15 protein-coding genes are annotated in these 11688 nt (G+C 65.4%); 14 read left to right on the forward strand and 1 reads right to left on the reverse strand.

Annotated features, from left to right (window positions below; all coding sequences use genetic code 11):
• Positions 1-149 precede the first annotated feature (149 nt).
• The 9 genes from KA248_05670 to KA248_05710 all read left to right on the forward strand — a co-directional run bounded on the left by KA248_05670 (position 150) and on the right by KA248_05710 (position 7528).
• Positions 150-917, forward strand: a complete 768-nt coding sequence (locus KA248_05670; GenBank protein MBP7829385.1) for a hypothetical protein — start codon at positions 150-152, stop codon at positions 915-917.
• Positions 918-919: 2 nt separating this feature from the next.
• On the forward strand, positions 920-2095 hold the full coding sequence (locus tag KA248_05675; GenBank protein ID MBP7829386.1) for an acetyl-CoA acetyltransferase: 1176 nt from the start codon (positions 920-922) through the stop codon (positions 2093-2095).
• 3 nt (positions 2096-2098) lie between these two features.
• Positions 2099-2446, forward strand: coding sequence for a hypothetical protein (locus tag KA248_05680; GenBank protein MBP7829387.1), 348 nt, complete (start codon positions 2099-2101; stop codon positions 2444-2446).
• Positions 2443-3354 (forward strand): DUF2877 domain-containing protein, encoded by a 912-nt coding sequence (locus tag KA248_05685; protein ID MBP7829388.1) that lies wholly within the window; start codon positions 2443-2445, stop codon positions 3352-3354. The genes KA248_05680 and KA248_05685 overlap by 4 nt, the downstream gene beginning before the upstream one ends.
• A complete protein-coding gene (fdrA, locus tag KA248_05690; GenBank protein MBP7829389.1) occupies positions 3338-4861 on the forward strand; it encodes an acyl-CoA synthetase FdrA in 1524 nt (507 codons plus the stop codon). Before KA248_05685 ends, fdrA begins: the two co-directional genes overlap by 17 nt.
• A 40-nt stretch (positions 4862-4901) precedes the next feature.
• Positions 4902-5312: a GxxExxY protein gene (locus KA248_05695; protein ID MBP7829390.1), complete on the forward strand. Its 411-nt coding sequence runs from the start codon at positions 4902-4904 to the stop codon at positions 5310-5312.
• Positions 5313-5329: 17 nt separating this feature from the next.
• On the forward strand, positions 5330-6730 hold the full coding sequence (locus KA248_05700; GenBank protein ID MBP7829391.1) for a DUF1116 domain-containing protein: 1401 nt from the start codon (positions 5330-5332) through the stop codon (positions 6728-6730).
• A gap of 148 nt (positions 6731-6878) precedes the next feature.
• Positions 6879-7121, forward strand: a complete 243-nt coding sequence (locus KA248_05705) for a type II toxin-antitoxin system VapB family antitoxin (protein MBP7829392.1) — start codon at positions 6879-6881, stop codon at positions 7119-7121.
• Positions 7118-7528: a type II toxin-antitoxin system VapC family toxin gene (locus KA248_05710; protein MBP7829393.1), complete on the forward strand. Its 411-nt coding sequence runs from the start codon at positions 7118-7120 to the stop codon at positions 7526-7528. Before KA248_05705 ends, KA248_05710 begins: the two co-directional genes overlap by 4 nt.
• 16 nt (positions 7529-7544) lie before the next feature.
• Here the strand turns inward: KA248_05710 and KA248_05715 are convergent, their stop codons facing one another.
• Positions 7545-8006 (reverse strand): hypothetical protein, encoded by a 462-nt coding sequence (locus KA248_05715; protein MBP7829394.1) that lies wholly within the window; start codon positions 8004-8006, stop codon positions 7545-7547.
• A gap of 170 nt (positions 8007-8176) precedes the next feature.
• On the opposite strand from KA248_05715, the gene KA248_05720 reads away from it, so the two are divergent.
• The 5 genes from KA248_05720 (at position 8177) to KA248_05740 (ending at position 11645) form a co-directional block, all read left to right on the forward strand.
• Positions 8177-8719: a hypothetical protein gene (locus KA248_05720; GenBank protein ID MBP7829395.1), complete on the forward strand. Its 543-nt coding sequence runs from the start codon at positions 8177-8179 to the stop codon at positions 8717-8719.
• Between the two features lie 161 nt (positions 8720-8880).
• Positions 8881-9699 carry a cyclase family protein gene (locus KA248_05725; protein MBP7829396.1) on the forward strand — a complete coding sequence of 273 codons (819 nt, stop codon included), beginning with the start codon at positions 8881-8883 and terminating at the stop codon, positions 9697-9699.
• Between the two features lie 83 nt (positions 9700-9782).
• Positions 9783-10688, forward strand: coding sequence for a xanthine dehydrogenase family protein subunit M (locus KA248_05730; GenBank protein ID MBP7829397.1), 906 nt, complete (start codon positions 9783-9785; stop codon positions 10686-10688).
• Positions 10685-11218 carry a (2Fe-2S)-binding protein gene (locus tag KA248_05735; protein MBP7829398.1) on the forward strand — a complete coding sequence of 178 codons (534 nt, stop codon included), beginning with the start codon at positions 10685-10687 and terminating at the stop codon, positions 11216-11218. Before KA248_05730 ends, KA248_05735 begins: the two co-directional genes overlap by 4 nt.
• 13 nt (positions 11219-11231) lie before the next feature.
• Entirely contained in the window at positions 11232-11645 is a 414-nt protein-coding gene (locus tag KA248_05740; GenBank protein ID MBP7829399.1) for a four helix bundle protein, read from the forward strand.
• Positions 11646-11688 lie beyond the last annotated feature (43 nt).

The following is an 11688-nucleotide window of genomic DNA, read 5'->3' on the forward strand; positions in this document are numbered from 1 at the left end:
AGTGGCGCGAACCGTGGGGCGCACTCACGAGCGCTCTTCCTGTCCTCGCGGATCCGGGATCCTCCTTCGTTCTTGCACCCCGAACCCGGGCGGCGTTAAGGTGCCTCGACAAGGGCGGATAAAATGCCGCCCGCATACCCGGAGGAAATATGGCGATAGAACTGGAAAAAATCCTGCGTCCCGTGGACACCCCGGTCCCTCCCTTCCCGCCCAAGTATATGAAGGTGGCCAGCGGAGAGGACATGGTCGTCCGCCAGATCAGCCGCGAGGAGGTTCCGGACCTCCTGCCACACGTCGAGCCGCTGATCCACGTCGAGCGCGATTACTACGACATCGTCGCCGTCCGCGTGTACGCGGAGTTGCTCGGCTACTACCGGCACCGCGTGCAGGACGAGTACGTCCTGGTCGCCCAGATCAACGGCGAGTTGGCGGCCATCGTCAACGGCCGTTCCCTCAACAAGGACGTCGGCGTGTCCTACCACACCCTCGCCCTGCGGCGCGGCCTGCGCGTCGGCGCGCACGCCTTCGCGGCGAAGATGGAATACCACATGGACATCCTCGGCCATAAGGAGGTTCTCATCGTCGCCGAGTCGCCTATCGGGTTCCGGCGGTGGATGATCGAGTACCACCTCGAGAAGCGGTTCAACGTGGCGCACGAGCTCGGCGGCGTGCCGTCGTGGGCGCTGACCAAGCCGCTGTTCGACGCCGCGCGCGACACGCTCGTCGTCGGCCGCCGCCCCGTGCCGGAGGCGCTGCTGAAGAAGGCGCAGGCGGCCATCCTGCCGCCGTCCAACCCGCCCAAGCCGCCCGCGGACCTGATGGGCGCCACGCGGTCCAAGAACGATCCCACGGGCACCTCGCTCCTATTGAGCCGTCAAAAGCTGGCCGAACTGGGCGAGCCGGAAGGGAAGGTGTGACCATGCGCAACGTCTACGTCATCGGCGTCGGCATCACCAGCTTCTCCCGGCTGGAATACCCCCTTTCCGAGATCGCGGCCTACCCGGCCATGATGGCGCTCAAGGACGCGGGGAACCCGAAGATCGACCACCTCTACGTCGCCAACATGGGCGGCGGCCGCGTCAACGGCCAGACCGCCCTCGCCAGCGCGGTGGTGGACACGTTGAGCCTCACGCCCATCGGCGCGGAGACCATCGAGAACGGCCCGGCCTCGGGCTCGTCCGCCATCAAGACCGGGTTCATGGCCGTCGCGTCGGGATTGTGCGACACGGTCATGGTCACGGGCGCGGAACGCATGCGCGAGGTGAACAACCTCGAGGCCACGGACTTCGTGGCCACGCTGACCCACCCGCTGGCGGAATACATCTACGGCGTCACCCTGCCGTCGCTCGCCGGGATGTTTACCCGCCTCTACATGGAGAAATACGGCGTCACCAGCCGCCACCTGGCCATGGTCGCGGTCAAGAACCACGGCAACGCCATGCTCAACCCGTTCGCGCACCTGCACCAGCCGATCACCGTGGACGCGATCCTCGATTCACCGGAGGCCATGACCAACAATCCCTTCGTCTCCGACCCGCTGCGGTTCTTCGACTTCTGCCCCGTCTCCGACGGCGGCGCGTGCGTCATCCTCGCCTCCGAGGAGGTCGCGCGCAAGGTGAAGCGGCCGCTCGTCCGGCTCGCCGGCGTCGGCCAGGCGACGGACACGCACTGCGTCCACGAGCGCGAGAACCCGACCGACCTGCTGGCCGTCCGCGGCGCCGCCGCGCAGGCCATGAAGATGGCCGGGATCCAGCCCGCCGACGTGAGCGTCGCCGAACTCCACGACGCCTTCACGATCCTCGAGATCGTCGAGAGCGAGGAGGTCGGTTTCTTCAAGAAAGGCGAGGGCCACCTCGCGCTCGAGCGCGGCGAGACGGCGCTCGGCGGGAAGATCCCGATCAACCCGTCCGGCGGCCTCAAGGGCAAGGGCCATCCCGTCGGCGCGACCGGCATCGGCCAGGCGCACGAAATCGTCACGCAACTGCGCGGCGAGGCGAAGAAGCGGCAGGTCAAGGACGCGAAGATCGGCCTCACGGTCAACTTCGGCGGCTTCGGCAACAACGTCGTCAGCCTCGTCTTCAAGAGGGAGGAGTAAGCCATGGAACTCCAGATCTACGGGTACCAGTGCCGGAAGTGCGGCCAGCTTCACTACCCCTTCCGCATGGTCTGCAAGAAGTGCAAGGCCAACGAGCCGCACGGGTTCGATCCCGTGCCCCTGCCGAAGAAAGGCAAGCTGCTGACCTATACCGACCTCTCCACCCTGCCCGCGGACTTCAACGTCGCGCAACTGACCCTGGGCATTGTGGAACTCGAGAACGGCATCCGGGTCACCGGCCAGGTGAAGATCCCCAAGCCGAAATCCGGCATGGCGGTCCGGGTGAACGTGGAGACCGTACGCTCGAGCGAGTTCGGCAAGAACCTCGGCATGGTCTTCTACGCCGCATGAAGGTCGTGAGCGTCGGGGACCGGGTGGAGGCGGGCGCATACCGCCTCCACTCCCGGTTCAAGACGGTCACCAATTATCGATTGGAGGCGGGACGCCCCCGTCCCGCTGTGCTCTGCCTCGTCACCCCCGCCGTCGGATCCGGGCCGATCAACGTTGTTGTGGAAGGCGAGTTCCCCGAGGCCGACTCGGTTGTCCTTGAATCCGACGTCCTGATGCTTGATGGCCGGCGCTCTCCCCTCGGCCCGCGCTATGACTCCGCCCTTCCGGAAGGCCCGCCGGCTCCGGCGATGGTCGAGGCCCTGACCCGGCACCTGCGCGCCGCGGCCCACCCGAAGAGCCTCGCCTTCCTGCTGGACGAATCCCGCGCCGCGAACTTCCGCCCCGGGTTTGAACAGAACATGGCGAAGCAAATCCGCGACGGCGCACGGCTGCTGCTGGGCGCGGATCCGGCGCAAGGCGCCCGCCTGCTTCGCGGCTGCGGTTTCGGCCTGACGCCGGCCGGGGACGACCTGCTGGCGGGCGCGCTGATCGCTTCGCATCTCGCCGGCCCCACCCGTCATCCCGAACGTGGCAAGGGATTCCCCTCACCGGCGCCCGGCTCGTTATGGAGATCCCTCGCTGCGCTCGGGATGACTGGTTCGAGCGGCACGCTCCTCTCCGACGCCTTCCTTGCCCTCGCCGCCGAGGGGCGCGTGAACGAACCCGTGAAGCAACTCCTCGCCGCCCTGGTCGGCGCCGACACGGAAGCCATGCCATCCTGCGCCGACCGCGTCCTGGCCCACGGCGAAACTTCCGGCGCGGATATCTTGACAGGATTGGTGCTGGCGGTGCACAAAGGATTCAACTTCCAACAGCCAACGTTCAACTCCCAACGCCCAACAGGAGAGACCCATGATGGTGAGAGGTAAAATCAAGAAGGGGAGTTATTACGACTCCATCACCCTGATGCGCGTCGGCAAGGCCGTGGCCGCGCTCGACGGCGTCACGGACGCCGCCGTGGTCATGGGCACGCAGACCAACAAGGGCATCCTCGGCGCGTCGGGGCTCTACCTCTCCGACTTCGACGCCTCGGGCGACACCGACCTGCTGATCGCGGTCAAGGCGGAGGCGGAGGCTGTCGTCGAGCAGGCCATGGCCGCGGTCGAGGAGGAACTGAAGGAGGCGACGAAGAAGAAATCGGCCGGCGGCGAGGCGGCTCGTCCCTCCAGCCTCGAGGGGGCGGTCGAGGCCCTGCCCGGGGCGAACCTGGCGATCATCTCCGTCGCCGGCCGGTACGCCGGCGACGTGGCGATGGAGGCCCTCGAGCGCGGCCTGCACGTGATGCTGTTTTCCGACAATGTGTCGCTGGAGACCGAAGTAGCGCTGAAGAAATATGGGCGGGACCACGGCCTGCTCGTCATGGGCCCGGACTGCGGCACGGCGATCCTCAACGGCGCGCCGCTGGCCTTCGCCAACATCGTGCCGCGCGGCCCGATCGGCCTCGTCGCCGCCGCGGGCACCGGCCTGCAGGAGGTGACCTGCCTGATCGCCAACGAGGGCGGCGGGATCTCCCAGGCCCTCGGCACCGGCGGGCGCGACGTGAAGAAAGACGTCGGCGGCCTCATGTTCATCGAGGGAATCAAGGCCCTGGCGGCCGACGACCAGACCAAGGCCATCCTGCTGGTCTCCAAGCCACCCCACCCCGATGTGCTGGCGGCCATCGAAGCGGTCGTCGCGGGGATCAAGAAACCCGTGGTCTCGATGTTCCTGGGCGACGAAACCTCGACGGGCCCGCACACGCTCGAGGAGGCGGCCCTGACGGTCCTCGCGCGCGCGAAGGGAGAGTCGTACGACGATGCCCGGCGCAAGGTCGAGGCCCGCGACCTGGAGATGAAGAAGGCGGCGAAGAAACTGGCCGAGCGGCTGAAGGGCCGGAAGTACGTGCGCGGGCTGTTCAGCGGCGGCACATTCTGCGCCGAGGCGCAGGTGATCTTCCGCAAGCTCGGCCTGAAGGACGTCTTCTCCAATGCGCCGACCGCCGGCGCGGCGAAGCTGAAGGATTCGCTGAAAAGCGAGGGCCACGCCATGGTGGATTACGGTGAGGACGAGTTCACCGTCGGCCGCCCCCACCCCATGATCGATTTCTCGCTGCGCAACAAGCGCATCCAGGCCGAGGCGAACGACCCCGCGACGGCGGTGATCCTGCTCGACGTCGTACTGGGCTTCGGCGCGAACATGGATCCGGCCCTGGAACTGACCCCGGTGGTCGCGAAGGCCGCGAAGAAGGTCGCCGTCGTCTGTTCCGTGACGGGCACGGACCGCGACCCGCAGAACCGGCCGAAGGTCATCGAGGCGCTGGAGCAGGCCGGGGCCATCGTCCTGCCCAGCAACGCCGCCGCGTGTTTCATGGCGGGGTTCTTCGTTTCCAACCTCTAAAGGAGAAGAGGGAACTACGAAACACGCGAAAGGCGCGAAAATGACTACACGGATTCTGTTCAAGGAGGAAAGCTACAAGATCATCGGCGCGTGCTTTGAAGTTTACAAAGAGAAGGGGAATGGCTTTCTGGAAGCGGCATACCAGGAATGCCTGTCGATGGAGTTCGCGGATCAGGAGATTCCCTTTGTTGAGCAGCCCCGACTGGGCCTTACCTACAAGGGCAGGAAACTGAAACAAGCCTATGAGCCGGATTTCCTGTGCTTTGACGAGATTATACTTGAGATCAAAGCTGTAAAAATGCTGACAGACGAACATCGGGCCCAAACCATCAACTACCTCAAATCCACAGGCAAACAGTTGGGCATACTGGTGAACTTCGGCCATTACCCCGAAATCGAACACGAGCGTTCGTCAACCAACCCCTTTCGCGCCTTTCGCGTGTTTTCGTAGTTCCCTCCGGAGTTCCCATGAAAATAAACGAATTGTTCCGTAGTGACCTGAAAGTCGTGAACCTCGGCCTGGCCTCGTTCAAGGAGGCCCTGGACTCCGTCGGCGTGCCGGCGGTGCAGGTGGATTGGAAGCCGCCGGTGGACGTCGAGCCGGCGCTGCTCCGGACCGTCCGCGCGAACCGCGCGCGGATCGAGGAGGCCAACCGGAAAGTCACGGCGAAGATCCTGGCCGCCCAGCCCGTCCTCGTCGGGCTCGAGAAGGCGCTGGACGTTATTCCCGGCATGAAGCCCAACCTGATCCTGCATTCCGGCCCGCCGATCACGTGGGACCGCATGTGCGGCCCGATGCGGGGCGGGATCATGTGCGCCTTGATGTACGAGGGCCGGGCCAAGACCCCGGCCGAAGCGGAGAAGCTCGCCGCCTCGGGCGAGATCGAGTACGCGCCGTGCCACGAGCACAGCGCCGTCGGCCCGATGGCCGGCATCGTGTCGGCCTCCATGCCGGTCTTCCTTGTCAAGAACGAGGAGCACGGCAACACGGCCTACTGCACGCTGAACGAGGGCCTCGGCAAGGTCCTGCGCTACGGGGCCTACGGCGAGGACGTGATCAAGCGGTTGAAGTGGATGGAGCAGGTGCTCTACCCGGCGCTGAAGAAAGCCGTCGCGAAACTCGGCCGGGTGGACCTGAAGAACCTGATCGCGCAGGCCCTGCACATGGGCGACGAGGTGCACAACCGCAACCGCGCGGCGACCTCGCTGCTCTACCGCGCCCTCGCGCCGGCCATCGTGACCACGGGGGGCGACCCGCAGACCACGGCCGACGTGCTGGAGTTCATCAACAAGAACGACCACTTCTTCCTGAACCTGTCCATGCCCGCGAGCAAGGCGGGCCTCGACGCCGCGCGGAACGTCCCCGGCAGCAGCGTCGCGGTGGTCATGGCGCGCAACGGCACGGACTTCGGCGTGCAACTCGCCGGCACGGGCGACGCGTGGTTCACGGGCCCGGCGGACGTGCCCGACGCGCTGTACTTCCCCGGCTACACCAAGGCGGACGCCAACCCGGACATCGGCGACAGCGCGATCACGGAGACCAACGGGCTGGGCGGCTTCGCCATCGCGGCCGCGCCGGCGATCGTGCAGTTCGTCGGCGGCACGGCGAACGACGCGCTGAACTACACGCGGCAGATGTACGAGATCACGGCGGCGGAGAACAACGTCTACCAGGTTCCCTCGCTCAACTTCCGCGGCACGCCGACCGGCATCGACGTGGTCAAGGTGGTCGAGAAGAACATCCTGCCGTTCATCGACACCGGCGTGGCCCACAAGGAAGCGGGGGTCGGCCAGGTCGGCGCGGGCGTCCTCAACGCCCCGCTGGAGCCCTTCAGGAAGGCCTTCGAGGGCTTCGCGCGGACGCTGTAACGCTGGTTTCCAATCATTGGAAAATCCGGCGCAATTTTTTCCAGGGTTTGGAAAAAGCGCCGGGCACGGCGGCAAGGGTCTGCCGCCCTCCAGTGCCCATCAGCCCGGGATTTGACACCATGATTGTGTAAGGTGCATTATTATACACATGAGAACGAATATCGTGCTCGATGACGAATTGCTGGCGGCGGCCATGAAGTACTCCGGCGCCCGAAGCAAGCGGGCGGTGGTGCAGGAGGCGCTGGCGACCTACGTAAGCGTCAAGGCCCGGCAGCAGAAGCTCGAATCCTACCGGGACCGCCTGGCCGGGGTCCGGCGGCGCCTCGCCGAAGCCCCCATCAAAACCTCCTCGCGGGAACTGATCCGCGCGGACCGGGACCGTGCATCATGAACGTGATCCTCGACACCAGCGTCGCGATCGCCTGGTACCTGAACGAGTCGTGCTCCGGGCCGGCGCGCCAGTGGCAGGAGAAGATCCTGTCCGGCCGGGTTCACGCGGCGGTCCCCGCCCTGCACTACCTGGAGTTCGCCAACGTGCTGCGCACGTACGTTCTGCGGCGGGAGCTAAACCCGGGCCTGGCCGCCGAACTCTACGCTCTGCACCTGGAAGCGCCCCTGGAAGTCATGGAGCCGCCGCGGGCCGAACTCCTGGCCACGGCCCTGGAGTTCAACGCCACCGCCTATGACGCGGCCTTCATCACCCTGGCCCTGGCCTGCGACGGGCTCCTGGTCACCGCCGAGCGCACGACCACGCCCTGGGTCGCGAAACTGGGGAAGCGCGCCGTCACCCTCGGATAGGCGCGGCCGGCCCGTTTTAGAATTCGGGCGCGGTGAATTTCACCTCCAGCACCCAGCGCTCGGTGATGGAGGAAAAGGTCATCTCGAAGACGTCGCCGCGCCGGGCCACTTCCATGCGGCTGTTGGTCGAGCCCTGCAGTTCCAGGCCGACATGGGCCGGCGCCTCGACGGTGTAGACCAGGACCTGGCCCGCCTCGACCTCGGCTTTGGACCAGCGCTTGAGTTCCGCGCCGGCCTCCGGGCCGCGCGTCAGCTTGATCTGGGCGGGAGTGAAGGCGGACAGCACGACGGCGTCCTTCATCCCGTTGCCCTTTTCCTTCACGCGGATGCGGACGGTATCGCCGGGGCGCAGTTCGGTGGTCGTGGCAAACCCGCGCCCAATCCGCACGAGTTGGACGTCCCGGACCGCATCCGGAAAGACCGCGCCGGCGGAACAGAGCAGGCCGGCAAGCATCAGCACACAACCGTTTCGGCCCATGGCCACCCTCCCCGTTTGATCCCAGCGTCCTCCGGGAGCGTAAAACAGTCAATGATTTAGCGGGGCCGGCAATAAAAACGTCCGGCCGGGGGTTCACCTGTTGAAAGGTTGCCCGCGCGGGCCGGTCTGACGCCGGCGTTCGGGCAGCCCATAACAATGAAGGGAAGATCATGAAGAAGACATGGCTCATCCTTGCGGCATTCGTAATGCTCATCCAGCCCTCCCTGCTGAAGGCGGCGGAGACGCTCGTCTCCGTCGATTTCCTCCGGCAGAAAGCCGTGCTGGTTCCTCACTGGGGCTGGGGCAACCAGGACAATATCCTGCAACTGGAGTTCAAGGTGTCCAACAAGGGCCCCTGGCATGTCGCGGGCCTCCGGTATTCGACGGACGGCTGGAAGACCTCGCAGCGAATAGAGGCCCAGTTTGTCCGTTTTGACGGGAACGCCGAGATCTGGAGCGCCGAAGCCTGGGTCACCGACGTGTACAGCGCGCCAGGACTCACTTTCGAATATGTCATCATCGTGGAGGACCTTCTCGCGGCGAACGACATCAAGCAGGTGGTCTACAACAACGGCGGCAAGGGGTGCCGGATCCTGGCCATTCAGAACGGGAACTGGACCACCTCGCCCAACGTGTTCCTGAACAATACGATGCAGGCGGTGATTCCGAAGGAGCCGCCCCTGCCCACCGACCGCCTGCAGAAGATTCCGTAGCGCATTCCGTTGCCGTTCAAGGAGAAATAGGGGCGGGAGTCGAACGACTCCCGCCCCTTTTCCGGCTGTCGCGACTCAATTCCGGTGTTTACTATTTCGGCGCAAGGGAGTTGAATAATAACCATGATCGGCCAACAGACCACCCACGGAGGACCCACCCGATGACTACCGATGCCTTCTTCAAGCTGATGAACACCGCCCGGGTCTACGACCTGACCCAGCGCTTGAGCATCCATACGCCTCCCTGGCCCAGCTACATGCCGCTGGGCATCCAGTACTTCAAGCGCATCGCGGGCGCCCACATGGGCCAGGGCGCCAACGGCCAGATCATCACCATGAGCAACCACGTCGGCACGCACATGGACGGCGAGATCCATTTCCACGCCAGCGGGCGGTCCATCGGCGCCGTGCCGATCCAGGAGTGGTGCGGGCCGGCGGCGGTCGTGGACATCTCGAAGGACGTCGGCGACTACGACCTCTACTCGCCCGAGCTGCTGATGAAGCGCGCGGACATCCGCAAGGGGGACATCCTGATCATCAACACCGGCTACCATCGCTACGCGTGGGACCAGCCGCAATCCGACGAGCTGCGCTATTTCGTCTGCCACCCCGGCCCCGGCCCCGGCTTCGCGGAGTGGGCGCTCAAGATGAAAATCAAGTGGATCGGCGTGGACTGCGGCAGCGCGGACCACCCGATGAACACCATCATCCGCACCTGGCACCCCGCCCGCTTCGCCGAGGCGGAGCAGAAGCTCAAGGACACCTACGGCAAGGCCTGGGACGAGCTGTTCCCGCCGAAGAAGTACTACCAGATCATGCACCTCAAGCTGTTCCCCAAGAAGCTGGTCCACGCGGAGAACCTGGGCGGCGAGATCGACAAGATCAGCAACCAGCGGGTGTGGATCAACTGCTACCCGATCAAGGGCATCGAGATGGAGTCGGCGCAGTGCCGGATCATCGCGCTCGCGCCGCCGAAATAACGAACGTAGGGGCGCCGCTCGCCGGCGCTCACGGGCGTCGCAAGCGACGCCCCTACAAGAAAGCGCAGAAGTAAGGAGGCTGTATGTCCATAGCCTGTGAATTCGACTACCGGAAGCCGAAGACGCTGTCGAAGGCGATCAAGCTGCTGGCCAAGCGCGGGCGGCAGACTCGCGTGCTGGCCGGCGGCACGGACCTCGTCGGCTGGCTCCGCGATTCGCTCGTCGCCCCGGACCTGCTGGTGGACATCAAGGGGTTCGAAGAGCTGAAGGGTATCGGGCTGAAGGACCGCTCGCTGGTCATCGGCGCGCTGGCGACGTTCTCGGACGTCCTGGAGTCCGACCTCGTGGCGCAGAAGTTCCCGCTGCTGCGCGAAATGGCCGGGATGGTCGCCTCGAACGGAGTCCGCAACCGGGCCACGGTGACCGGCAACATCTGCTCCGCCGTCCCCTGCTGCGACGCCGGGCCGGTCCTCCAGGTCTACAACGCCGTCGTCCACCTCCGCGGCCCGAACGGCAAGCGCAAGGTGCCGATCGGCCAATGGTTCGTCGGCCCGCGCAAGACGGCGATCCGGCCGGGCGAGATCGTCACGTCGGTGACGGCCCCCCTCCCCGCGAAGAAGGCCGCCGGCTGCTTCGTGAAACTCAAGCGCTACCGGGGCGAGGACCTCGCCCAGGCCAGCGTGGCCGTGCTGGCGCTCTCGGGCGGCGAGTACCGGCTGGCGTTCGGCGCCGTGGCGCCCATCGCCGTGCGCGGCCCCCGGACCGAGGCCCTGCTGAAGGGGCGAAAGCTTTCGGCGGACCTCCTGGAAGAGGCCGGCAAGCTGGCCGTCGAGGAGGTCGTCCCGATCACGGACATCCGCTCGACGAAGGAGTACCGGTCGCTGATGGTCGAGGTCATGGTCCGCCGGGGCTTGAAGACCGCCGCCGCCCGGCTGGCCGGCAAGGGCCCGGTGTACGGGGTGAACGTGATGGAGGAGGACGCGCGATGAAAAAGATCACCTTCACGCTGAACGGCGAATCCCGGACCGTGGCCGCGGCGCCGCACGAGGTGCTGCTCGACGTCCTGCGCGACAAGCTCGGCGTCAAGAGCCCGAAGGCCGGCTGCGAGCGCGGCGACTGCGGCGCGTGCACGATCCTGCTGGACGGCAAGCCCGTGCGCAGCTGCCTGATCCTCGCCGTCGAGGTCGAGGGCCAGGAGATCACGACGCTGGAGGGCATCGGGCGGAGCGGCCCGACCCCCTTGCAGGAGTCCTTCATCCGGCACAACGCCTTCCAGTGCGGCTACTGCGCGCCCGGGATCGTCCTGGCCGCCACCGCCCTGCTGGAGAAGAATCCGAAGCCCACGGCGCACGAGGTCCAGGAGGCGATCTCCGGGAACCTGTGCCGGTGCACCGGCTACGAGGCGATCATCGAGTCGGTGGTGGAAGCGGGGCGCCAGGGCAGACGGAAGAAGGATGGAGTGAGACAGAAAGGACGAACGTTCAACGCTCAACGTTCAACGTCCAACGTCCAACAATGAACATCAGGGAGAAATGGGCATGGACAGTAAGTACGACCTGGAAGAGCGGCTGTTGGATTACTCGGCGGATATCATCCGCTTGACGGAAGGAATGGATAAAACACGAGCTGGCAATCATGTGGCCGGTCAACTTCTGCGGTCAGGAACCTCGCCGCTATTCAATCATGGCGAGGCAAGCGCTGCCGAGTCCGCCAGGGATTTCGTACACAAGATGGGCGTTTGCTTAAAAGAACTGCGGGAAACCAGACGTGCGCTACGACTCACGCAGAAAGTTCCCCTTGCTCGTCCGCCGTCAACAGTTGATCCGCTGATCAAGGAGACGGAGGAACTCATAAAGATATTCTTTTCCAGCATTCGAACGGCTGAAAAGAAAGTCCTTAGGGAAGCTCCACCCCAAACCTATCCGGCAGATTCGGAATCAACGTAGTTGTTGGGCGTTGAGCGTTGAACGTTGATTGTTGAGCGTTGAG

The sequence above is a fragment of the Kiritimatiellia bacterium genome (assembly GCA_018001225.1).
Lineage (GTDB): Bacteria > Verrucomicrobiota > Kiritimatiellia > CAIQIC01 > JAGNIJ01 > JAGNIJ01.

Excerpts from the sequence above, each read along its gene's own strand:
- KA248_05670 (MBP7829385.1), top strand. The coding sequence starts at position 150 with ATGGCGATAGAACTGGAAAAAATCCTGCGTCCCGTGGACACCCCGGTC.
- KA248_05675 (MBP7829386.1), top strand. The coding sequence starts at position 920 with ATGCGCAACGTCTACGTCATCGGCGTCGGCATCACCAGCTTCTCCCGG.
- KA248_05680 (MBP7829387.1), top strand. The coding sequence starts at position 2,099 with ATGGAACTCCAGATCTACGGGTACCAGTGCCGGAAGTGCGGCCAGCTT.
- KA248_05685 (MBP7829388.1), top strand. The coding sequence starts at position 2,443 with ATGAAGGTCGTGAGCGTCGGGGACCGGGTGGAGGCGGGCGCATACCGC.
- fdrA (MBP7829389.1), top strand. The coding sequence starts at position 3,338 with ATGATGGTGAGAGGTAAAATCAAGAAGGGGAGTTATTACGACTCCATC.
- KA248_05695 (MBP7829390.1), top strand. The coding sequence starts at position 4,902 with ATGACTACACGGATTCTGTTCAAGGAGGAAAGCTACAAGATCATCGGC.
- KA248_05700 (MBP7829391.1), top strand. The coding sequence starts at position 5,330 with ATGAAAATAAACGAATTGTTCCGTAGTGACCTGAAAGTCGTGAACCTC.
- KA248_05705 (MBP7829392.1), top strand. The coding sequence starts at position 6,879 with ATGAGAACGAATATCGTGCTCGATGACGAATTGCTGGCGGCGGCCATG.
- KA248_05710 (MBP7829393.1), top strand. The coding sequence starts at position 7,118 with ATGAACGTGATCCTCGACACCAGCGTCGCGATCGCCTGGTACCTGAAC.
- KA248_05715 (MBP7829394.1), bottom strand. The coding sequence starts at position 8,006 with ATGGGCCGAAACGGTTGTGTGCTGATGCTTGCCGGCCTGCTCTGTTCC.
- KA248_05720 (MBP7829395.1), top strand. The coding sequence starts at position 8,177 with ATGAAGAAGACATGGCTCATCCTTGCGGCATTCGTAATGCTCATCCAG.
- KA248_05725 (MBP7829396.1), top strand. The coding sequence starts at position 8,881 with ATGACTACCGATGCCTTCTTCAAGCTGATGAACACCGCCCGGGTCTAC.
- KA248_05730 (MBP7829397.1), top strand. The coding sequence starts at position 9,783 with ATGTCCATAGCCTGTGAATTCGACTACCGGAAGCCGAAGACGCTGTCG.
- KA248_05735 (MBP7829398.1), top strand. The coding sequence starts at position 10,685 with ATGAAAAAGATCACCTTCACGCTGAACGGCGAATCCCGGACCGTGGCC.
- KA248_05740 (MBP7829399.1), top strand. The coding sequence starts at position 11,232 with ATGGGCATGGACAGTAAGTACGACCTGGAAGAGCGGCTGTTGGATTAC.